General features: G+C 54.8%; 19 protein-coding genes and 1 pseudogene. 8 read left to right on the forward strand and 12 right to left on the reverse strand.

The window, feature by feature from the left end:
- Nucleotides 1–99: 99 nt before the first annotated feature.
- Together secB and WG929_RS03715 are read right to left on the reverse strand one after the other, a co-directional pair.
- Nucleotides 100–573 (reverse strand): protein-export chaperone SecB, encoded by a 474-nt coding sequence (gene secB / locus WG929_RS03710; RefSeq protein WP_369855218.1) that lies wholly within the window; start codon nt 571–573, stop codon nt 100–102.
- A gap of 14 nt (nt 574–587) precedes the next feature.
- Nucleotides 588–1,013 carry a rhodanese-like domain-containing protein gene (locus tag WG929_RS03715; protein WP_369855219.1) on the reverse strand — a complete coding sequence of 142 codons (426 nt, stop codon included), beginning with the start codon at nt 1,011–1,013 and terminating at the stop codon, nt 588–590.
- A gap of 346 nt (nt 1,014–1,359) precedes the next feature.
- On the opposite strand from WG929_RS03715, the gene gpmI reads away from it, so the two are divergent.
- The 4 genes from gpmI to WG929_RS03735 all read left to right on the forward strand — a co-directional run bounded on the left by gpmI (nt 1,360) and on the right by WG929_RS03735 (nt 6,516).
- Complete coding sequence (gene gpmI / locus WG929_RS03720; protein WP_416204959.1) at nt 1,360–2,895, forward strand: 2,3-bisphosphoglycerate-independent phosphoglycerate mutase; 1,536 nt, start codon at nt 1,360–1,362, stop codon at nt 2,893–2,895.
- Between the two features lie 3 nt (nt 2,896–2,898).
- Nucleotides 2,899–4,050: a murein hydrolase activator EnvC family protein gene (locus tag WG929_RS03725; RefSeq protein WP_416204960.1), complete on the forward strand. Its 1,152-nt coding sequence runs from the start codon at nt 2,899–2,901 to the stop codon at nt 4,048–4,050.
- 118 nt (nt 4,051–4,168) lie between these two features.
- Entirely contained in the window at nt 4,169–5,497 is a 1,329-nt protein-coding gene (locus WG929_RS03730) for a S41 family peptidase (protein WP_416204961.1), read from the forward strand.
- A gap of 32 nt (nt 5,498–5,529) precedes the next feature.
- Complete coding sequence (locus WG929_RS03735) at nt 5,530–6,516, forward strand: divergent polysaccharide deacetylase family protein (RefSeq protein WP_416204962.1); 987 nt, start codon at nt 5,530–5,532, stop codon at nt 6,514–6,516.
- 110 nt (nt 6,517–6,626) lie between these two features.
- Here WG929_RS03735 and WG929_RS03740 read toward each other — a convergent pair whose 3' ends face one another.
- The 5 genes from WG929_RS03740 to WG929_RS03760 all read right to left on the reverse strand — a co-directional run bounded on the left by WG929_RS03740 (nt 6,627) and on the right by WG929_RS03760 (nt 13,352).
- On the reverse strand, nt 6,627–7,799 hold the full coding sequence (locus WG929_RS03740) for a hypothetical protein (RefSeq protein WP_416204963.1): 1,173 nt from the start codon (nt 7,797–7,799) through the stop codon (nt 6,627–6,629).
- A gap of 45 nt (nt 7,800–7,844) precedes the next feature.
- Nucleotides 7,845–8,948, reverse strand: coding sequence for an imelysin family protein (locus WG929_RS03745; protein ID WP_416204964.1), 1,104 nt, complete (start codon nt 8,946–8,948; stop codon nt 7,845–7,847).
- A complete protein-coding gene (locus WG929_RS03750) occupies nt 8,945–10,150 on the reverse strand; it encodes a DUF1513 domain-containing protein (protein ID WP_369855226.1) in 1,206 nt (401 codons plus the stop codon). The genes WG929_RS03745 and WG929_RS03750 overlap by 4 nt, the downstream gene beginning before the upstream one ends.
- A 147-nt stretch (nt 10,151–10,297) precedes the next feature.
- Nucleotides 10,298–11,812, reverse strand: a complete 1,515-nt coding sequence (locus WG929_RS03755; RefSeq protein ID WP_416204965.1) for a di-heme oxidoreductase family protein — start codon at nt 11,810–11,812, stop codon at nt 10,298–10,300.
- Nucleotides 11,813–11,849: 37 nt separating this feature from the next.
- A complete protein-coding gene (locus WG929_RS03760; protein ID WP_416204966.1) occupies nt 11,850–13,352 on the reverse strand; it encodes an imelysin family protein in 1,503 nt (500 codons plus the stop codon).
- 268 nt (nt 13,353–13,620) lie between these two features.
- On the opposite strand from WG929_RS03760, the gene WG929_RS03765 reads away from it, so the two are divergent.
- The 4 genes from WG929_RS03765 to WG929_RS03780 are packed head-to-tail and all read left to right on the forward strand — an operon-like array spanning nt 13,621 to nt 17,129.
- A complete protein-coding gene (locus tag WG929_RS03765) occupies nt 13,621–14,853 on the forward strand; it encodes a cytochrome-c peroxidase (RefSeq protein ID WP_416204967.1) in 1,233 nt (410 codons plus the stop codon).
- Entirely contained in the window at nt 14,840–15,394 is a 555-nt protein-coding gene (locus WG929_RS03770) for an FMN-binding protein (protein ID WP_416204968.1), read from the forward strand. The genes WG929_RS03765 and WG929_RS03770 overlap by 14 nt, the downstream gene beginning before the upstream one ends.
- Nucleotides 15,395–15,428: 34 nt before the next feature.
- Nucleotides 15,429–16,328, forward strand: coding sequence for a PepSY domain-containing protein (locus WG929_RS03775; RefSeq protein WP_416204969.1), 900 nt, complete (start codon nt 15,429–15,431; stop codon nt 16,326–16,328).
- Between the two features lie 30 nt (nt 16,329–16,358).
- On the forward strand, nt 16,359–17,129 hold the full coding sequence (locus WG929_RS03780; RefSeq protein WP_369855232.1) for a sulfite exporter TauE/SafE family protein: 771 nt from the start codon (nt 16,359–16,361) through the stop codon (nt 17,127–17,129).
- On the opposite strand, the gene WG929_RS03785 is transcribed toward WG929_RS03780, so the two are convergent.
- The 5 genes and pseudogenes from WG929_RS03785 to WG929_RS03805 all read right to left on the reverse strand — a co-directional run bounded on the left by WG929_RS03785 (nt 17,119) and on the right by WG929_RS03805 (nt 21,253).
- Nucleotides 17,119–18,183 (reverse strand): 3-deoxy-7-phosphoheptulonate synthase, encoded by a 1,065-nt coding sequence (locus WG929_RS03785; RefSeq protein WP_416204970.1) that lies wholly within the window; start codon nt 18,181–18,183, stop codon nt 17,119–17,121. The genes WG929_RS03780 and WG929_RS03785 overlap by 11 nt on opposite strands.
- 611 nt (nt 18,184–18,794) lie before the next feature.
- Nucleotides 18,795–18,932, reverse strand: a pseudogene (locus WG929_RS03790) (type II toxin-antitoxin system YoeB family toxin); the annotation flags it as partial.
- A 175-nt stretch (nt 18,933–19,107) separates the two neighbouring features.
- Nucleotides 19,108–19,947, reverse strand: coding sequence for a class III extradiol dioxygenase family protein (locus tag WG929_RS03795; RefSeq protein WP_369855234.1), 840 nt, complete (start codon nt 19,945–19,947; stop codon nt 19,108–19,110).
- A complete protein-coding gene (locus WG929_RS03800) occupies nt 19,940–20,305 on the reverse strand; it encodes a protocatechuate 3,4-dioxygenase (protein ID WP_369855235.1) in 366 nt (121 codons plus the stop codon). Before WG929_RS03800 ends, WG929_RS03795 begins: the two co-directional genes overlap by 8 nt.
- A gap of 78 nt (nt 20,306–20,383) precedes the next feature.
- Nucleotides 20,384–21,253 (reverse strand): amidohydrolase family protein, encoded by an 870-nt coding sequence (locus WG929_RS03805; RefSeq protein ID WP_416204971.1) that lies wholly within the window; start codon nt 21,251–21,253, stop codon nt 20,384–20,386.
- Nucleotides 21,254–21,261: the final 8 nt, after the last annotated feature.

Consider the following 21,261-nt stretch of genomic DNA (forward strand, 5'->3'; position numbering starts at 1 on the left):
TTTGACGCAGCCTGTCCCTGATCAACAAAAAACGCCCGGCACAAGCCAGGCGTTCTATCGGTCAAACCACTCAGCAAAAACATTGCTTAAAACCAATGTTTAATGAGTTGCTTCCGGTGCGGTTTCAGCTGCAGCCTGTTCAGCTTCCTGCTGCATACGCTGGGCAAACAGGGCATCGAAGTTGATCGGTGCCAGCATCAACGCCGGGAAACCACCTTTCAGTACCAGTCCGTCAACCGACTCACGCAGGTATGGAAACAGGATGTTCGGGCACATGGCACCCATCATCGGCTTCAGTTGTTCTTCTGGAATATTGTCGGCCAGGAACAGGCCACACTGCATGACTTCGACCAGAAAAGCCGTTTCGTCATCCGCCAGTTTTGCGGTTGCGGTTACTTTGACAAACACCTCAAAATGGCTGTCGTCGACACGACGGGCACCGGTGTTCAGATCCAGCTTGATTTCTGGCTTCCACTCTTTGGTAAACACAATTGGCGCGTTGGGCACTTCGATCGAAGCGTCTTTGACGTATACACGTTGCAGAGCAAACTGTGGTTGTTGATTCTCAGACATAAGTATTTCCTGGGTTATTTACGTACTACCGGAAGGTTCTGTGCACTCCACTCCATCATGCCGCCGGCAAGACGTACGGTGTTGAAGCCTTTTTCCTTGAGCATCTTGGCTGCCACCGACACCGTCGTACCGGTTTTGCACACCAATACAATCGGATGGTCTTTATGGGCATTCAGCTCGTTCATCCGCTTGGCCAGCTCGGCAAACGGAATGTTGCGGGCATTGGCCAGATGGCCACCGCTGAACTCTTTTTTATCCCGAATATCAACGACAATCGCGTCTTCACGATTAATTAATTGGGTCGCCTGAGCCGGAGAAACCGAAGCGCCGCTACGATGTTTGTTGTCAAGCAACAGGGCCGCCATAAATGCGCCCCAGATAGCCACCAGCCACCAGTGGTTACCAATAAATTCGAACACCTGTTCCATAATTCTCGTCATTGCCAGAAAAATCAGGCCCGGAGTATAACTCCTGACCGCGCTACTGTCCCGCCTCTCAAGGGCTGGAAGCAGCACTATGTAGTATCAAAACAGCAGCAAGATAACAGCCGATAACGGACTATTTGTGACAACAGCCGCAACAGCAATATCAATGGGCTGTGCAACCGTTCAGATTCACAGGCCATGGCATGCCGCCGTGCATCAATGGCACATCAATGGCATATCAAGGGCACATCCATCACACATAAATAGCCGATCATCTCGCGGAACAACGCTGCGCACTGGGATCAGTAGCTGGCTTTCAGTACAATCAGGGCCATCTGAAAATTACCCACGGTGCCGAATCATGAACAAGCGTCCCACACCTGTTGCATTAATCATTCTTGATGGCTGGGGTTATCGGGCAGAAACCGACAACAACGCCATTGCCAATGCCAACACGCCAACCTGGGATCGCTTGCTGGATGTTTTCCCCAATACCCTGATCCAGACGTCCGGTGAAGCCGTTGGCTTGCCGGATGGCCAGATGGGCAACTCCGAAGTGGGTCATATGAACCTGGGGGCTGGCCGCATCGTGTATCAGAATTTTACTCGCATCAACAAAGCCATTGTTGATGGCGAGCTACAGCAAAACCCGGCGTTGGTGGCAGCCATGGACAAGGCTAAAGCTGCGGGCGGTGCAGTGCACTTTACCGGGTTACTGTCTCCCGGCGGTGTCCACAGCCATGAAGATCACTTGGTGGCGTTGCTGGATATGGCCAGCGCCCGAGGCATTAGCAAGGTCTGTGTCACTGGCATTCTCGACGGTCGTGATACGCCACCCCGCTCTGCTGCGGAGTCTATTGCCAAAATCGAAGCCAAATGCGCCGCCCTGGGCAACGCTCGCCTGACCGGCATTGTCGGTCGCTACTTTGCGATGGATAGAGACAACCGCTGGGATCGGGTACAGACCGCCTACGACCTGATGACCACCGGCACAGCCCAATACACCGCGAGCCATGGTAGCGATGCCCTGCAGGCAGCCTACGAGCGCGATGAAAACGACGAATTTGTCACCGCGACCCGGATTGGCGAACCGGCCCCCGTACAGGATGGCGATGCCATTATCTGTTTCAACTTCCGCCCGGATCGTTCCCGTGAACTGACCCGGGCCTTTGTCGAAGGCGACGAATTCAGCGGCTTTGAACGTGCAATACGGCCAGCCCTGAGTGATTTTGTCATGCTGACCGAATACGCCGCCAGTATCGATGCCAGCTGCGCCTTCCCGCCCGAAGCCCTGAGCAACGGCCTGGGAGAATACATTGCCAATCTGGGTATGAAGCAGCTGCGAATTGCCGAAACGGAAAAATACGCCCACGTCACCTTTTTCTTTTCTGGCGGTCAAGAAGCCGAATACGCCGGAGAAACCCGTATTCTGGTCAACTCGCCCAGCGTTGCAACCTACGACCTGCAACCGGAAATGAGCGCGCCGGAAGTGACCGAAAAACTGGTCGATGCCATCAAAAATGGCGGCTACGATCTGATTGTCTGTAACTATGCCAATGGCGATATGGTTGGTCACACGGGTATTTTTGATGCCGCCGTCAAGGCCGCCGAAGCCATTGATACTGCCCTCGAAGCCGTCACCAGTGCCATTCTCGAAGTCGGTGGCGAATGCCTGATCACCGCCGACCATGGCAATGCCGAACAAATGCTCGACGATCAGGGTCGTGCCATGACCCAACACACCACCGGCCCGGTCAATCTGGTCTACGTTAACGAGCGGGAACAGGGTGCTATCCATCCTGGCAGGCTGTGTGATGTCGCACCAACCTTGCTGGCGATGATGGGCCTGGAGCAACCCGCCGAAATGACCGGTACTTCTCTGGTGGACTATCGCTGAACCATGAAAACCCCGACGCTGTCCAGCTTGCTGCGGGCCTGTTTGCTGAGCCTCGCCGCCGTCTTCCCTGTTGCTGCCGAAGAATCCGGTGATGCTGCCAAGCTACAGGCATTGAAACAGGATATTGCCAAACTTCAGCAATGGCTGAACCAGGCCAGCGCCGAACACAGCAAACTGGCGGAGTCGTTACGCAGCACCGATCAGGACATCGGTGCCTTGTCGCGCAAGATCGAAGAAACCCGGCGCTTGCTCCAGGAGGAGCAAGACCGCCTAAAAAAGCTTCGGCAGGATCAAGCGCAGCTCGATGAGCTGCGCACAGGCCATACTGCCCGCTTAACTGAACAAGTGCTGGCCGCCTATCGACTGGGGGGCGACAGCCCGATCAAGATGTTGCTTAACCAGGACGATCCGCAACAGGCCCAGCGTATGCTGACCTATTTCAGCTACTTCAATCGGGCCCGCATGGATGAAATCCACCATACCCTCAGCGAACTGGCACGGCTGGAACATATCGCCGACGCCATCGTCGCCCAAGAACAGCAGCTGCAGGCCACACAGCAATCACTGGATCAGAAAAACAGCCGCCTGAACGAGCAAAAGCAAAAACAAAACAAGCTGCTAGCGCAACTGAACCAGCAAATGAGCAGCGAAAAAACTCGCCTGGCGCAAAAACAGGCCGACCGCAAACGTCTCGAAGCTCTCTTTGACGAAGTACAGACCCTGGTCGAAAAAAGCCCCCGCAAGCAGGATGTACGGCCCTTCAAGGTGCTCAAACACCAACTGCCAAGACCGCTGGCCGGACGTATTATCGCCGCCTATGGCAATCCCAATACCGAAGGAGTCGGCCGCTGGGAAGGCTGGCTGATAGCTGCCCCCGAAGGCACCAGCATTCGTGCCGTACACCACGGCCGAGTCGTCTATTCCGATTGGCTGCGTGGCTTTGGCCTGCTGATGATCCTCGACCATGGCGATGGCTACATGACCCTCTATGCTCACAATCAGACGCTGATGTATGACGTTGGAGCTTGGGTCAATCAAGGTGATGTTATCGGTGCTGTCGGCCGTAGTGGCGGACTGCAGGAACCGCGTCTGTATTTTGAAATCCGCTACCGTGGCAAACCACAGGATCCTTCCGCCTGGCTGGTCAAAAAGTAACTTTCACCAGGAACCAGGACACAAGGGGAATTGAAACTCCGCCGCCGATCGGGAGTCTGCGTTAACAGCTTCCCGCTTTTGTGCCATGCTTCGATCACTGACGACTACGAGAACCTTCATGCACGCTATTGTTTCCGCTGCCACTGCACTGTCGCTGGCGCTGGCCTTGTCCGCCCCGGTATACGCCGAACAACCACTTTCCGCCGCCAGTGAACCGACCCCTGCGGTAGCACCGCAAGGCGCTCTTCCCCTGGATGAACTGAGAAACTTCGCCGAGGTGTTTGAACGTATTCGCAGCGCCTATGTAGAAGAAGTCGATGACGAGACCCTGTTCGGCTATGCCATCAATGGCATGCTGACCGCACTCGACCCCCACTCGGTGTATTTACAGCCCGACGATTTCGCCGAATTACAGGAAACCACCTCCGGTAAGTTTGGTGGCCTGGGCATGGAAGTCGGACAACAGGATGGCATGATTATGGTCGTCACTCCGATCGACGATACTCCCGCAGCCAACGCCGGCATCAAGGCTGGCGATCTGATTGTCAGCCTTGATGGCGAAGCCGTAATAGGCATGTCACTAGGAGATGCCATTGAAAAAATGCGGGGCGAACCCGGCTCCGAAATCACCCTGGAAATACGCCGTCAGGACGAACCCAACATACTGACCTTTACCCTGATACGCGATGAAATCAAGGTTCGCAGTGTGCGTTCCGAGCTGCTCAGTGATGATATCGGCTATATCCGCATCACCCAGTTTCAGGAGCAGACCGGTGCCGAACTGGTACGCACCTTATCGCAGTGGCAAGCCGATCACAGCATCAAGGGACTGATTCTGGATCTGCGCAACAATCCTGGTGGCGTGCTTGATGCCGCCGTCGATGTCTGCGATGCCTTTATGGACAGTGGTCTGATCGTCTACACCAAAGGCCGGGTAGACAGTGCAGAAATGAGCTTCTCCGCCAAGCAGGAAACCGTCGCCGGTGCCCTGCCGCTGATTGTGCTGATCAATGGCGGTTCTGCCTCGGCCTCCGAAATTGTAGCTGGTGCGCTGCAGGATCAGCAGCGTGCTGTCGTCGTGGGCACCCAGTCGTTTGGCAAGGGATCGGTGCAAACCGTCTTGCCGCTGGCCGACAACAAGGCGGTCAAACTGACCACGGCGCGCTACTTCACCCCTAACGGTCGTTCCATTCAGGCCAAGGGCATCGTGCCTGATATCTGGGTCGAGCAGAGTGATGTCACCCCGCGCGCGCGCAATCGCACCTTTAAGGAAGCCGACTTGCGCGGACACCTGGTCAACCCACAAAAAGGCCAGCCCGCCACGACCGTCAATACGTCAAAGTCTGACGCCGCAGACGCGAGCGCCGACCAGTTATTAAAAGATTTCCAGCTCTACGAGGCCCATACCCTGTTGCGCGGCATGACCATTCTGGGGGCCAGCCAGTAACCGTGAGTGCCTCGCTGGGGATCTGATTAACCATGACGGCACAACGTTTATGCCTGACACTGTGGCTGTGCTGCTGGGGTTTCCCGGCCAGCGCCGCCGATCTGTTGCTGGTGATTGATGATATCGGCAACAACCGCGCGCTGGGTGAACAACTGCTGACGCTGCCCGCGCCAGTGAATATGGCATTTTTGCCACACACCCCTTACGCCGCCCGACTCGCAGCAAAAGCCGCAGCACAGGGGCACACCGTGCTGTTACACGCGCCGATGGCGAATAAATCCGGTGCCAAACTGGGCCCTGGCGGGCTGTACCCGGAGATGAGTAAAGACGAGTTTGACGCCACATTAAACGCAGACCTTGACGCCATTCCCGCCGTCAGCGGCCTGAATAATCATATGGGCAGCTTGCTGACCCAAGACTGTGAACGCATGGGCTGGGTCATGGCAATCGCCCGCCAACGCCAGCTGTTTTTTATCGACAGCCGTACCACAACCGCCACCTGTGCCAGACAAGCAGCGTTGCAGGCAGGTGTGCCAGTACTGGGAAGAGATGTCTTTCTCGATAACGATCGCTCTGCAGAAGCACTGGCGCGGCAGTTTGACAAGGCCGTCGCGATTGCCAGCAAATATGGCAAGGCAGTACTGATTGGCCACCCCTACCCGGAGACCATTACATTTCTCCAGCAGCGGTTGAGTCAGCCAGCCGCGTCCACTTGGCAATTGGTGGCGTTGAACGACAGGCTTGCAGTCACAGCGGCGGCTAAACACCGACTCGCCAGTCTGACGACAGGGAATATGAGCCACAGAAAAGGCGATGGGGAGGGCAATGGAGAAAATAACAAGGATCGCAGTGATAACAACACCGCGGTGGTTCACACAGCCGATGCCGACCCGCAGTTTCTGAAGCATCAAACCGGGCGACCAGAATCGCTCAGCAGCACCGCCGACCAAAGCATTGGCATACTGCGTTTACCAACCTCCAATACCAGTCGGCTGCTGCGTATTCATCTGCAACCCTGAACCTCAACCCCTGAACCTCAACCCCTGAATGTCAAAAACCCGGAAACCAGCCACCCACCGGCGTCAGCCGGTGGGTGGGTTCGGTTGCTGCTATTCAATTTCAGTGAATATCAGAACTGGTAGCCCATGCCCAGGTAGAAGCCATCGGTGTTGCCCGCTGCTTCGTTCTGCAGCTGATAATCAAACTTGAAGACAACATCCGCAACCGGATAATAATTCACACCAGCATTAAACTGGGTCTGGTTCTCGTCTTCCACCTGCGACCAGGCAGTATGACGGGCAAACACACCAACCGCTGCAATCGGTCTCCAGGAAACTTCCAGCTGGCCACCATCCTGCACCTGTTTACCTGCGGCTTCGGCAGCGTCACCAGCCAAATCCCAACGGGCGTACATCCCTTTGATCGTGACATCGTTCAGCTGATACACCAGATGGCCACCCAGCAAGGTGGCCGAGTCGGCGTAGGATTCTACTGCGCTCTGGTCCAGGTCAGGCTGGTACTGGGCATACGCCGCCAGCTCCAGGCCACTGACACCGGTGTAACGCACGCGCACGGTAGTTGCCAGATCAAAGGCATCGGCATTGGAAGTTTTTTGCTTGCCGGCTTTCAGGTCAAACGGATCGGCATCCGCATCGGTGCTGGGGTCGTCGGTTTTCATGCCTTCCGACAGCATCACGTCGTAGCTCAGGCCACTGGAAAACTGCTGGCTGTACATGATAGCGCCGACATACCAGGTGGTCGGTATAATGGTGGTTTCCAGTACCGGACGCTCAACGCCATAATAAGTAGTTGGCTCATGGGTTTCGTTCACGATGCCTACCGGCACCAGCTGGATACCGGTCTTCAACTGTTGTGTATCGGACAGGTCAAATTGCAAAAACGCCTGCTCCAGCTCAACGGCGCCTTCGCCATCAGAACCGGGAACAACGGTATGCTCCACTTCGAATTCTGAGTGAAAATGCACCCGGTCAGAAAAGTCGTACCCAACAAACAGAATCCAGCGACGGAAGTCTATCTGCTTGTCATCAACGCCATCGGCACTGAGGTTTTGATAATTCAGTTCGCCATAACCACCAAAGTGAACCTTACTTAATGCTGATGCTTGCTGTTGGGCATCGATTGCATCGGCCATCATTTCCATACGGCTGTTCAGTGTGTCTTCCAGCTGCTGGATACGTTGCTCCAGCTGGCGAATGGTATTTTGCTGGTCATCGGCAGCCTGTGCCGGGGTAACAAATCCTGTCGCGGCAATCAGCGCCAGAGGGGCCAGGGTGTATTTCATTACGGTATCCTGCTCAAGGTATCTAGGTTAAATTCGGTCGCTATTTCAGTCGCCATCACTGAAATTGATGCCAAGGCTGACATCCAGCCCGTTGGGAATTTCACGCTTGAAGTTGCCATCCAGCGCTGCTGCCATGCTGTTAAACGTCGTGGCGTCCTGATCACTAATGGCATCACTGGCCTGGGCCAGGTTGCTGCGGACGGTGTTGGCTTCGGCGATATTGCCTGCTGACTCGATCAGCTCCAGCAAACTCACGGTAGTAGCCTCTGAGCCGTCCAGCGTGTCGCGAATCACATCGATACTGGCTTGCATTTCAGGCCAGGCATTGCCCGACAAGGCCGCGACATTGCTGACCGTATCGCGTTGTTGCAAGTAATCCAGATAACTCTGTACGGCAGAAATCAATGCTGTCAGCGGCTCCGAGCCATCATCCAGATCGCCGCTCAGAAACAAGTCTCGGTAAGGCGTACCGGATTCAAGATGATCAGCCGTCCAGCCATTCACCACGTAGTCGGCGCGATTTTGCAAACTGCCTGCCAGACCGGCCATCACTGCGCACTTGCGCGGCTGCTGCTGGAACTCGGTGACGATATCTGCTGCCAGCGGGCTTTGGCCGCTAGCGGTTTCGAATACCGTCACTTCCAGAGGCAACAGACCAACATACTGGAACGTCCTGGTGTCAAAGTAGCTGCTGCTGACATCGGTGTCGGCAGTGATCAGGTTCTTGATCAGGGTTCGCACCGTAGCGGTGTAGTTGGTTCCCCGTACGCGGAAGGAATCGATGTACTGATAGGCAGGAAACACCGTGTCATCGTACAGCGGGCCAAAGTTGAAAGGCACCAGCTGGTACCAGGCATTCGCCATGGTTTTCCAGTCGGCCTGGAGCTGGCTCAGGCCAGACGCATCCGGAGCAGCACAAAAGCTGTCGATGCTGCTGTTGAAGTGACTGACGTCGCTGGCAAATTGCTCACTGGCAACAATGACCGTGCCATCAATCACTTGCTCCAGCGCCAATGCCAACGAGCCTTCGGACAATACTGCTGCATCGTTTTCACGACTGCCACCGCAGCTGGCCAGACTCAGGCAAGCGCCCAGGCAGAACCAGAGAGAGGCAGATTTGAAGAGGGTTGTTCTCTTTATTAATGTCATACGGACTGGTCTGGTAAGGTGAAGGTGAACATATGGTTATCCCAATGGCGTCCGGCAAATGAGCGCCGCATGGCCCGGTCTTCTTTCAGGCTGCGCGCATCAATCATGCGCACGTCGCCATTCGAATTACTCAAAACAAAATATTTCTGGTCACGACTGACCGTCAGGCCACAGACATCAAAAAAGGCGTGATAGCCGACCAGCTGATGGCTGTCCAGGTGCCAGAACGCTACCAGGTCTCCTCGAGGACTGGAAAACGCCGCAATGCGCTCGCCGTTATGCAGCACGGTACTGCCCATGTAGTCATCAAATTTGTGAATCAGAGCATCCGGGCCTTCCAGAGCAATCAGCGGCTGACCTGGCTGATGTACCGCCGCCAGCGGCACCAGCGTATTACTGCTCATCGCCGGGCGCTGCAACTGGGTCGCAATTGCCACGGTGCCATCGTCCGCCAGGGCCAAGTGGCGAATACTGGCTTTGCTTTCCGGCAAGCGGTGCTGGCTGATCACTTCACCGTTATAAAGTGACAGATACACCAGCGATGGATCCATGGTGTCAAGGTTGAGGATCTTGCGACCGCTATCCGGGTGAGTAAGCAAACCGCCGTTGGCGACCACCAGGGATTTGCCGTCCGGCATTACGTGAACATCATGCGGGCCAATACCATGGGTCAGATATTCGGCCTCGACCTGCCAATTGCGGGTGTTACGTACCATCAACTTGCCAGTGCCGCTGCGGTAATCCGATTCCGTCGTCAGTAGCTGTTGGCCATCAGGGCTGAAACAGCCATGACCGTGCATATGATGGCCTTCGGCACAGTCGATCAGGCTGTCCACCGTGCCGTCCAGCAGGTTGATCACCAGTGCCTGGGTGCCTGGACGACGGGCAAACATCACGGCAATATCCGCACGTTGCGGGTGTTGCGCCAGGCCATGTCCGCGAAAACCACTGATGGCAGAATGCACATCGGCCCGGTGTTCGCCATCGACAATCCAGCTGGCAAAATAGCCTTCGTCGCCATTACCTTCGGCACTGATCCAGACTTCCGAGCCGGCGCTGGTTGCCTGGTCGCCAGCAAGCGTTGACGACCAGGCCGATCCCGGCAGCAACGCAGAAGCAGCCAAGCTACCGGCCACCCCGCCCAGCAAACGCCGTCGGGACGGATCTTGAAGTAATCGTTGTGAAACAGAATTCACTGACATTCGGGTTCTCCCATCTAGCAGATAGCTAGGAATCTATCGGGCTTAGGACTGCTCTACTACGGGATAGCTGAATCTGGCTCTTTTTTGCGCAAAAAATCGCTCAAACCAGTCTTTCCCTCGCGACGAACGCCCAAGTCCTGCAGACTCCTAGAGTGACTCAACAAACTGGATCAGATAACGGCGCTCTGCGGCGCTTAAATGGGTAAATCTCTGCCGGGCCGCCAGTGCTTCACCGCCATGCCAGAGAATCGCTTCCTCTATGCTGCTGGCGCGGCCATCATGCAAATACTGCTTGCTGCCGTTGACCTGCCCCATCAAACCGGTTCCCCACAGCGGCGCGGTACGCCATTCGCTACCGCTGGCAGCAAAGTCTGGACGCCCGTCAGCCAGTTCCGGCCCCATGTCGTGCAGCAGCAAGTCGGTGTACGGCCAGATACGTTGGTTACCCAAATGTGGCTGTGCACTACTGGCCGCCGTGGTATAGCCCGGCTGATGGCAAGCGGCACAGCCGCTGGTGTAAAAAAAGGGTCGTCCTTTCCGGACATCGGCATTATCAACATTCCGGCGTGTGGGAACACCCAGATTGCGAGTGAAATTCGTGACCAGGCGCAAAAGATTATCAGGTAGTTCTAATCCCTGACTATTATTTCCATTTCTTTGCTTTTGGCACAGCGGCTGCTGCTCAGTACAGGGCTGGAACGGAAACAGTGGATTACTGATACCAATATCGTTGGCAAATGCGGAAGCAACGATCATATCCATATTGGAGCGATTGGCCTTGTGGCCAAAACGACCCGCTTGCCAGCGTTGGCTTCTGGCGTCCCAAACCCGGTTCTGACGGCCCGAGATACCATCACCGTCGGCATCATCCGGATCGGCCAGAGCCTCCAGATCAGCCTGCGGAATCAGCTCCAGCAACCCCATGCCATGAATCGGCGGCGCGTTTCTCAAGCTGAAACGGGTGTTCGTATCAAACGCGCCATAAGCCACGTAACGCAGATCCAGCTCGGGTTTGCGCAGTGTTATCTGACGGCCATCCGGATATACAAAGGCCTGTTCATGCCATTTCACATAAGCATACGCTTCCGGCGCTACCTGCTGTTGCTCCGCTATAGCGACCGGCGAGGCCTGGCGCAACTGATGCAACAGGGCAATGGACTGGGTTTGTAACTGGTCACCATAAACAGGATCCGGTATCACTCCAGCGTGACTATTGGCCGCCGCAGTCATGGCAGCGGCATCATCCAGCACCACACTCATACGTACCAGTGGCCCAAACAAGGGCGTTTCGGAATCGTCTGGCATCCGGCTTTTACCACCACGAATATGGCAGGCCAGACAGCCGCGAGCGTTATAAATCGGCCCCAGGCCATCACGGGCATCGGTAATCGTCGGTGCCTTGACCCAAGGCTGGTGCGCCAGCGCCCGGCCCGCATAAAACTGCGGCCGCTCGTCATCGGGCAAGTTCGGCGTCACCTTGTCCAATGCCGGAAACGGGATTATCGACGTCGTCGCATCGCCACCCGGCCTGGCTTCAGCAGGATCAGGTGGCGGCACCTCGGTATCGGAACAACCACTGGTTGAAGCCATCAGCACGGCCAGAACACAAACGCCAAAAAGCCGGGACAAGCCCGGCTTATGGTGAAAACAGAGACTGCGCATTACTCAGCCCCTGCTAACAGGTGATCAACCATCGATATTAACACTCAGTGGTTGGATCAGAAGTATCACACTCAGAGGCATCCACATCCACAACCGTTTCGCCGTCAATATCCAGCGCGTCAGCCACATCCGCAATCACCGATGACTGAGCGTTCAATGCCTTGATGGCATCGTAGGCTGGTTCACTGCTGGTCGCTTCAATGATCTGGACGTCAAAAGGCGTACCGGCACGGGCCAGAGTATCGATTGCCACATAAGCCGTTTGAGTCGTGGCCAAAGCCGCTTCCATGCTGCTGGCCAGTTCCGTCAAATCGGCATCAGCCAGATAATCATCAAGACCATAACCGCTGACTGCGTTGGTAGTAACGTCATCTGTGCCATCCAGCGTGCTGTCGTAACCGGCGTATTCACCGTAGTAGCTGTTGGAAACACCCTCGGCATCCAGCCAGATATCACGGTGAGTGTTATCCGAGAAGCAGGAATGTTCGTCTTCCTGAGAGTTGGAAGAAAAGGCAATCTGCATCCGCTCGCCGGCCAATTCACCTTCAGACAAAGTGCCCATCCCGGTGAGGATTTCGGCCAGTTTCTGCTTGGCTTCGTCTTCGGTGCTGATGGTGGTAAAAGCAGTGCGGTATGAAGCGCCTTCGGCCCAGCCGTCACGGACTGTGGTTAAATCGTCGATCAGCTTCTGTACGGCCATTTCCATAAATTTGTGACGACGGTTGGACAAATTGCTGCTGTCGTAAGTGTCGGTCTCAGAGTAACCCTCAGCCAGATCGCTCAGAGGACGATCACCACCTTCCGCGTAGTTAGTAGCGGTATTGGCTTTCACCGCCTCATCACGATCCGTACCATCAGTGGTTTCACCATCATTGTTCAGATCCTGGCCCCACAGCAAGAACTCAATGGCGTGGTATCCGGCAATCACGTCGTGCTCGTCATCAGCGGTGGCGGTATTAGCCAGCAGGTCGGCGCTAATGTCGATGCTGGTATTGCCAATGATGTTATTCGACTGATCTTCCGCACCGGCTGCCGTCAAGGCACCACCACCATTAATACCAGCGGCGTTGGCGGTTACGCCCACCTGATCAGTACCAAAATCCGTATCGTTGGTCTGCACGTAATCGATCAGGGCCTCACCTAATGGCCAGGCATTGATGTCACCTTCCGGGCCGTCTTCCGAGCTGTAGTCGGTGGAGTCAATCGGGCTCAGGCGGAAGCGATAAACTTCGGTCTGCCCATAAGGCTCACGCGCTACCAGCCAGGCTGTTTTGGCGGCAACAAAATTTTCTTCGGTTGGGTTTTCACGGAAGGTTTGCAGCGCAGTCTGTAACTCAATAGCGGTGTCAACGGCATCGCTGTAGGTTGCCAGTGCGATATCCGCATTGGTTTCCAACACTTTACTGACGTTAGCCACGTTAATGACGGCGGTCGCCTGAGCGTCATCCGCATCCGTGGAACTGCTTGAGCTACCACCACCACAGGCCGTCAACATGGACGTTACGGCGATAGCCGCAGCAAGCGAGGTCAATTTCATCATTCAACACTCCTGTCTGAAAATAAGGCAAAGTCGACGGTTTATCCGTCTTACGGAAAACATCCGCACTTACAGTAAAACGGAATAGTTCCGATTGAAGTTGACCGGGATCATATTACTAATGCAAATGATTTACAAATAGACTCGAACTTGCATTACCTTTAGCAACATGATGACTGCGTGGTAGACTCCTAGACAGATTGCAGCAAGACAATCGCAAAGCCATCAACCTGAACATTCCCCAATGGAGCGGGGTGAAATTGGAGCCGTCGTGAGAAAGTATCTAACTGTATTATTGGCGCTATTACTGAGCAGCTGTGGTGGGTCATCCGATTCTTCCAGCCCCGCTTTTGACAGCAAGGAAGCTCTGGGTGAAAGCCTGTTTAACGATGTCAGTCTGTCGTTTAACCGTACCCAGTCTTGTGCCAGCTGCCACGATGTCGCTCAGGCATTTACCGACAGTCGCAAAAACGACAGTGACCAGACCGCCGCTGTTTCCATCGGTGATGACGGTGTTTCACTGGGTGACCGTAACGCCCCCACAGTGACCTACGCCTCACAGACACCCGATTTTCACAACGGCAGCCGTACCCGCTTCAATAGCCAGCAATCCGATTACAGTGGTTGGCTTGGCGGCCAGTTCCATGATGGCCGGGCCACCACCCTGGCCGACCAGGCTGGTGGCCCGCCATTAAATCCGATTGAAATGGGTATGCCGGATCGTGCCAGCGTAGTAGAACGACTGTTAGAAAATACAGACTATATTGCCGCCCTTGAAACCCTTTACGGCACAGACGTATTCGACGCTACCGACACCGCCTATGACGCCATGACCGATGCCATCGCCCGCTTTGAAGCCACCGACGCCTTTGCACCGTTCGATTCCAAGTACGATCGTTCATTACTGGATTCAGATGACCCGGATTATTACGACTATGGCGTCATCTCTAAAGTCGCCTCAGGCAAGGTGCTGTTTTTTTCCCAGCAATTCACCAACTGCGCCACTTGCCACCAGTTGAAACGCCAGAGCAGCAGCGGCGAAACCTTTACTGGCTACGAATACCACAACATCGGCGTTCCCATTAACACTGCCGTCCGCAGTGCCAATGGTTCGACCGATGGCTTTATTGATACCGGTTTGCAATTTAACAACAGCGCCGTCACTGCTGACACGGAAGCCGGTAAATTCAAGGTGCCAACCCTGCGCAACGTCGCCGTCACCGCACCCTATATGCACAACGGTGTATTTAATGAATTAGCCACGGTCGTCAAGTTTTACGACCACTGGCTGACCGGCAGCAGTAACAGCCTCAATCCGGAAACCGGTGTCGCCTGGGCTGACCCGGAAATCAGCGACACGGTTAACCTCACCGAGCTTCAGGACGGCAGCTTGCTCGACGACGACGATGTGGAAGTGCTGGTGTGCTTTATGATGACGCTGACCGATGCCCGCTACGAAAGTCTGATTCCGGATGTCGAGTGGGAAAACTGTGAAGCTGAATAATATCCTCTGGAGCCTGACTCTGCGGAGCCTGATCCTGTGGCTGCTGGCCAGCGCCGCCAGCGCCGATAACTACCTCAGTCAGGAAGCCTTTCTGTCACAGACGTTTGGCGAGCAACAAGCGGCTGCCAAAACCCTGTGGCTCAAGCCCGAACACAAGAATGCCGCATCAAAACTGCTGGGGCATCCCTATTCCGGGCTACGGGTCAGATACTGGCAAGCCGGGGCAACCAGTGCCTGGATTATGGAAGAAATTGGCAAGGAGCGGCCAATTACGATCGGGGTTGTGGTGGTTGACGATACGATACAGTCAGTCTCGGTGCTGGCCTTTCTTGAATCCCGGGGATGGGAAGTCCGCTATCCGTTTTTTACCGACCAGTTTAGCGGTGCCCGGCTGGATGAAACACAGCAGTTAAGCAGCCACATTGACGGCATTACCGGTGCCACATTGTCGGTACGTGCCGTCACCAATGTCGCCCGTCTGGCGCTGTACCTTGCAGAGCAAACCGGGGTCAGCCACAATCAGGCCGCCAGCAAGCCCTGACCCACCCCGACGACACCCGATTACAGGCCCTGTTTTGAAACTCGTTCCCTTTCTGATTCACTGGCATCGCCGCAGCGGTTTGATTATTCTGCCGGTGATCCTGATGCTGGCGATCACCGGCATCCTGATTAATCACAGCCAGTCTTTGGGCTGGGCCAAGACACCGGTTTATTCGTCCTGGGTGGCCTGGCTGTATGGCATCCATGACACGGATATTGATCAAGGCTTCGCAACTGGCAAGCACTGGGTCAGTCAGGTTGGTAATAGCCTCTATCTGGATCAAAGCCCGATTGGCCATTGTGAACAGCCGTTATTGGGCGCGCTGCGTTGGCAAGAAACCATCGCCCTGCTGTGTAACAATCGTATTGCACTGTATCTGCCGGATGGTCAACTGGTTGAAGAGTTGACTAATCTGCCGGTTCAGGCCAGCGCGATTGGCACCATGGCGATAGCCACACACCATTCTCCAAACAACACCTCGAACAACACCTCGAACAACACCTCGAACAACACGCCAGAGAATGGCTCCCTGCTGCTGCAGGCAAACCCACCCTATTACCTCGACAACAACAGTTGGAGTTGGCAGCCTGACCGCTCTGATCTGACCGCCGACTGGGCCACACCCGAATCGCTCCCCCAAGAACTGACAGCGCAACTCAACAGCGACAAGCCGGTGCCAGGTATCACCCGCGAGCGATTGCTCCTGGACTTGCACAGCGGTCGCCTGTTTGGGCGCATTGGCGTATGGGTGGTTGATGCGGTCAGTATTGTGCTGATTTTTCTGGCGCTGAGCGGTACTTTCACCTGGCTAAAGCGTATTTGGTTAAAACAGACCGGGTTAAAACGTACCGGGCAGCAGCACAACCCACATAAACGCCCGCATCCGCCCGCATCGTCTTCTCATCAACACCAGCAAAAACCGACGCGGCGCTGACGCTGATTGGCCCACAAGGATACCGGACTCATGATGCTTGAACTGCTGACACCTGCCGATCTGTCGCTGACATCGGCGCTCGTCCTGATTGCGTTTGCCGGTTTCACATCGTTTATGACGGCCGCTGTCGGCATCGGCGGTGGCCTGTTGTTACTGGCGGTGATGGCTTCTCTGGTCCCCGTCAACGCACTGATTCCGGTGCATGGTCTGGTGCAGCTGGGCTCAAACGGCAATCGCATGTTGATGACCTTTCGACATATCGACTGGGCCATGCTGCGTTACTTCAGTATCGGGGCAGTACTCGGTGCTGGATTAGCCAGTGTGGTTGTGGTGCAGCTGCCGCTCTACCTGATTCAATTTGCGGTGGCGGGTTTTATTCTGTTTCTGGTGTGGGGGAACAAGCCGGGCAAACGCCAGCTCAGCCCGATCGGGCGAATATTTGCCGGGGCACTCACCACGTTTCTGACCATGTTTGTCGGTGCGACCGGGCCACTGGTTGCCGGTTTTGTGCACCGTAACAACTACAGCAAACTGCAACTCACCAGTACCTTTGCCACCTGCATGACCCTGCAACATACCTTCAAGGCGATCGTATTTACCGCCGTGGGTTTTGCTTTCTGGCAGTGGCTGCCACTGGTGCTTCTGATGATTGCCAGCGGTGCGTTTGGCACCTGGATGGGTCTTAAATTGTTGAACCGTATTCCCGGTGAGTGGTTTAAACAGGCGTTCAGGGTCGTTGTTACTCTGCTCGCCCTGCGTCTGCTTTGGCAGGGCTTGCAGAGTATGGGGATCACGGCCTGATCTCAGCCAGTTGCTGGTGCATCTCACGCAGCAGTGCTTCGGTCTGATCCCAACCCAGACATGGGTCGGTGATGGACTGACCGTACACCAGATTGGCCGACATTTTCTGATTGCCTTCGTTAATGAAGCTTTCCAGCATCACCCCCAGAATCCGGTCATTACCGGCCAAGCGCTGACCAACAACGTCCAGCGCTATAGCGGTTTGGCGACGGTGCTGCTTGCACGCGTTGGCGTGGCTGCAATCCACCAGCACACCCACATTGCAGTCCGCTTCCTGCAACTGTTGTTGGGCGGCGGCGACACTGGCCGCATCGTAATTGGTCATACCATTACCACCGCGTAACACGATATGAGTATCCGGGTTACCTGGGGTGGTCAGCATCGCCATTTGACCGTGGCAATCAACGCCCAGGGTATGATGGCTGTGACGAGCCGCCACCATGGCATTGATGGCTGTCATCATGGAACCATCGGTGCCGTTTTTTAATCCGGTGGGCATCCCCAGGTGACTGACCATTTCACGATGGATCTGTGATTCAGTGGTGCGAGCACCAATAGCAGTCCAGCTGATCAGATCATCCAGGTACATCATCACCAGTGGATTTAACGCTTCTGTCGCCAGTGGCAAACCCATTTCGGCCAGTGCCAACATCACCTTGCGAGAACGCTCCAGCCCGGCTTGCATATCACCACTGCCATCACGTTCAGGGTCGTAGGCCAGACCTTTCCAGCCAATATGGGTACGTGGTTTTTCGACGTAGGCACGCATCACAATCAGCAAGCGGTCGCCCAGCTGCTCATTCAGCGCCATCAAACGCTGGCCATAATCCAGCGCTGCGGCTTCATCATGAATGGAACAAGGGCCGGTAATCACCAGCAAACGTGAGTCTTCGCCATTCAGGATGTTACGAATCTGCTGGCGCTGCTGCTCAATCCGGATACGGACGTCGTCACTCAATGCCAGCCGTGCCTTGAGCATGGCCGGTGTTGCAATCGGGCGTACCGCCGGGTCGTTGCTGCTGGCAGAACGGGAAGTCAAAGTGGGGGTTGTCATATCGATATTCCTCAATTTTTTACTGGATGTGGTGTATTCGCTTTGCTCGGTGATGGGCTAGCGCCAATATCGCGCCCGCACGTCACCGCAGCTAAATCGCCACCGCCAGAAGCTGCACACACCGGTGCAAGCTTGAGAAATTTTGAGTTTTGCCAATGCTTGCATAGCAATCTCGACCTGAATCCTGTGAAAAACAATCATAAAAAAACCCCGATCAGCCAGCTGCCAATCGGGGTTTCCGGTGGCAGCTGGCTTGAAGCCAAACTGCCGAGTGTTCTGTTCACACTACTGGCAGCCTGGCTCCTGGCTAAAATAGCCATAACCAAAATACCAATACGCCACGACTGCACCGCTCAAGCACGCTCTTGCCACTGCGACCTGGGCCGTAGAGCTGTTCAAGCGTTGACGTAACCGTGCTGAGTTCATTGCAATACCGAAGCGTTCGTTTTAGTGAAGTGTCCATCCTAATCCGGAATAGATGAATTGCAACCATAAATATCAGCATTCAGCGCTGTACATGGTATTCATAGGATGAATTATGGCGCAACCGTCTACTGAACATCCAGCAGCCTGTTAAGATGAGAAGTCCATAATACAATCAGTAGCGATAATCAGTAGCGATAATCAGTAGCGATAACCAAGTAGCGATAACGACACGAAATGGCAGTAACAAATCGATCGCCAACGGCATAAACCAAACGATGAGTGTCATCAATACAACGAGGCCAAAAACCAGCCAGGTTTTCTTTACTGAAACAGCCGCCCCGAAACTCGGGGGATTCAGTTTGCAACGGTGATATTAATCAGGAAATCAAAAAAGACCGTCCCTGCTCATTATCGATCACCATCCCAGGAGAGGTGTGATCTGGAGCAGACACGGCCAGGGCCATCATCACAGCCGGGCAAACACCCGGCTGATCCGAATCAGGTATTGACCAGCAGTTGTACTCCAACGGCGGTATTGGAGATGGGTGCCACGTAGTTACGCAGAACTTCTTTTAATTCACCGGTCATGGTGCCGCGCATCGCCAGCCACATGGCCAGTTCGACCATTTGGGCACCACCTTTTTCGATCAGGTCAGAGTTGCTGTATTGACACAGCTCTTCCGGCTCGTTGACCAGCTTGTCCATACAATAGTTGTCAAAATCACCATTAAGAATACCAGCACGTTGACCATCAAGCTGGTGTGACAAACCCCCGGTACCCAGGACGACCACTTTCTGGTCACTGTCCCAGGAACGGATCGCGTCACCAATTGCCTGACCAAATGCAAAGCTGCGGGATGGTTTTGGCATCGGATGACGTTCACAGTTGATGCTGACCGGAATGACCTTGATGCCCTGATAGGTAAAGTTCGGCCACAGCAGCGTCAGTGGCACCGTCGCACCGTGGTCAACCTTGATGTCCTGACATACAGTCGGGTCAAAGTCGTTCTCGATCAAGTGGTTGACGATGTGCCAGCTCAGTTCGGTTTCACCGGTGACCGGTGGAATCGGATTAATGCCCCAGCCTTCGTCAGCATTATGGTACTCAGGTGCACAGCCAATAGCGAAGGTCGGCTTTTTATCGAGGAACATTTCCAGACCGTGGTCGTTATAGAACAATACGGCGATGTCCGGTTTTTGCTCTTGCAGCCACTCACGAATCGGTGGGTAGATGGCAAACAGATCACGATAGTACGGTGTGTCTTCCAGATGTTTGTCCATCGCCACGCCAATGGCAGGAATGTGTGAGGTGGTAATACCACCGATCAGCTTAGCCATTGTTTTTACCTCGCCCCTGACTGTCCAGGTATGCTTTGAATTCTTCCGTGCTGCGGCCAGACTGCATACCGCCTACGATCTGCATGTTCCAGCCAAAAATAATGGCGAATTTGGCCATGTAGTAGATGCTGCCACCCAGCTCCAGCATGCGGATGATGTCTTTGTCACGCACCGCCTGACGTTGCTCTTCAGAGATCTGGAACGTTTCCATATAACCTTCCGGATCATCACGGAACGCCTGGCGGTTCTCTTCGCTGTTAAACGAGTAACACATCTTGTTGAACTTGAAACCCTTGGTGGCCATGGGTCCATCAAAATGGATGGTGCCTTCAACTTCACGTAATTCGTATTCTGACATTGCCGTACCCTCACTGATTGGTCGGACGCTGAACGTTGGAAGCCTGCTGCCGTTGGCGTCAGACTTCCGACCTTGCTATTACCAATACAAACGCATCGGGTTATCCACCAGCAATTTTTGCTGCTGTTCTGCCGTCGGAGCAATCATGGGGATAACGTCCACCAGCTTGCCATCATCCGGGGTATGGGATTTCATATTCGGATGTGGCCAGTCAGTCCCCCATAACACACGATCCGGGAACAGCTCCACCAGTTTTTTGCCAAACGGCACCACATCGCTGTAATCCGGCGGCGTGAGCGTCAGGCGTTCCGGGCAAGTCACCTTGACCCAGACTTTTTCATTATTGGTCATCAGATCGACAAAACGCTGAAAGTCCGGATGATCAACGCCCTTGGCAACATCTGGACGACCCATGTGGTCGACCACAATGGTGGTATCCAGTTCGTTGAGGAAAGGAATCAGCTCTTCCAGTTCTGGCGCTTCAAAGTACACCACGATGTGCCAGCCCAGTGGCTTGATCTTTGCTGCCACAGACAGGAACACTTCTTTCGGCGTGGTATCGACCAGACGTTTGACGAAGTTGAAACGCACCGCCCGTACGCCCGCCTTGTCCATTGCTTCCAGCTCTTCCGTAGTGATCGCCGGATCAACTACCGCCACACCACGGGCCAGCTCACCAGCGCTTTCAAGGGCGTCAATCAGGGCAGCGTTATCGGTGCCGTGGCAGGACGCCTGGACGATGACATTACGTTCAAAGCCCAGATAATCGCGCAGTGCGAACAGCTGTTCTTTTGAGGCATCGCACGGGGTGTACTTGCGCTTCGGGTGGTATGGGAACTGCTCAGCCGGGCCAAAAACATGGCAGTGCGCGTCGACCGCACCAGCCGGTGTCTTGAACTCTGGCTTGCTCGGGTTGGCATGAAACGGCAGGTAATCTGGATCCATCATAATTAGGT

Source organism: Oceanobacter antarcticus (assembly GCF_044962685.1).
GTDB classification, from domain to species: domain Bacteria; phylum Pseudomonadota; class Gammaproteobacteria; order Pseudomonadales; family Oceanobacteraceae; genus Oceanobacter; species Oceanobacter antarcticus.

What these genes read in the sequence shown, in the direction of transcription:
- WG929_RS03730 (WP_416204961.1), top strand. Translation starts at nt 4,169, where the DNA reads ATGCACGCTATTGTTTCCGCTGCCACTGCACTGTCGCTGGCGCTGGCC.
- WG929_RS03715 (WP_369855219.1), bottom strand. Translation starts at nt 1,013, where the DNA reads ATGACGAGAATTATGGAACAGGTGTTCGAATTTATTGGTAACCACTGG.
- WG929_RS03750 (WP_369855226.1), bottom strand. Translation starts at nt 10,150, where the DNA reads ATGTCAGTGAATTCTGTTTCACAACGATTACTTCAAGATCCGTCCCGA.
- WG929_RS03795 (WP_369855234.1), bottom strand. Translation starts at nt 19,947, where the DNA reads ATGGCTAAGCTGATCGGTGGTATTACCACCTCACACATTCCTGCCATT.
- WG929_RS03785 (WP_416204970.1), bottom strand. Translation starts at nt 18,183, where the DNA reads ATGACAACCCCCACTTTGACTTCCCGTTCTGCCAGCAGCAACGACCCG.
- gpmI (WP_416204959.1), top strand. Translation starts at nt 1,360, where the DNA reads ATGAACAAGCGTCCCACACCTGTTGCATTAATCATTCTTGATGGCTGG.
- WG929_RS03740 (WP_416204963.1), bottom strand. Translation starts at nt 7,799, where the DNA reads ATGAAATACACCCTGGCCCCTCTGGCGCTGATTGCCGCGACAGGATTT.
- secB (WP_369855218.1), bottom strand. Translation starts at nt 573, where the DNA reads ATGTCTGAGAATCAACAACCACAGTTTGCTCTGCAACGTGTATACGTC.
- WG929_RS03780 (WP_369855232.1), top strand. Translation starts at nt 16,359, where the DNA reads ATGATGCTTGAACTGCTGACACCTGCCGATCTGTCGCTGACATCGGCG.
- WG929_RS03755 (WP_416204965.1), bottom strand. Translation starts at nt 11,812, where the DNA reads ATGCGCAGTCTCTGTTTTCACCATAAGCCGGGCTTGTCCCGGCTTTTT.
- WG929_RS03805 (WP_416204971.1), bottom strand. Translation starts at nt 21,253, where the DNA reads ATGATGGATCCAGATTACCTGCCGTTTCATGCCAACCCGAGCAAGCCA.
- WG929_RS03760 (WP_416204966.1), bottom strand. Translation starts at nt 13,352, where the DNA reads ATGATGAAATTGACCTCGCTTGCTGCGGCTATCGCCGTAACGTCCATG.
- WG929_RS03800 (WP_369855235.1), bottom strand. Translation starts at nt 20,305, where the DNA reads ATGTCAGAATACGAATTACGTGAAGTTGAAGGCACCATCCATTTTGAT.
- WG929_RS03725 (WP_416204960.1), top strand. Translation starts at nt 2,899, where the DNA reads ATGAAAACCCCGACGCTGTCCAGCTTGCTGCGGGCCTGTTTGCTGAGC.
- WG929_RS03745 (WP_416204964.1), bottom strand. Translation starts at nt 8,948, where the DNA reads ATGACATTAATAAAGAGAACAACCCTCTTCAAATCTGCCTCTCTCTGG.
- WG929_RS03735 (WP_416204962.1), top strand. Translation starts at nt 5,530, where the DNA reads ATGACGGCACAACGTTTATGCCTGACACTGTGGCTGTGCTGCTGGGGT.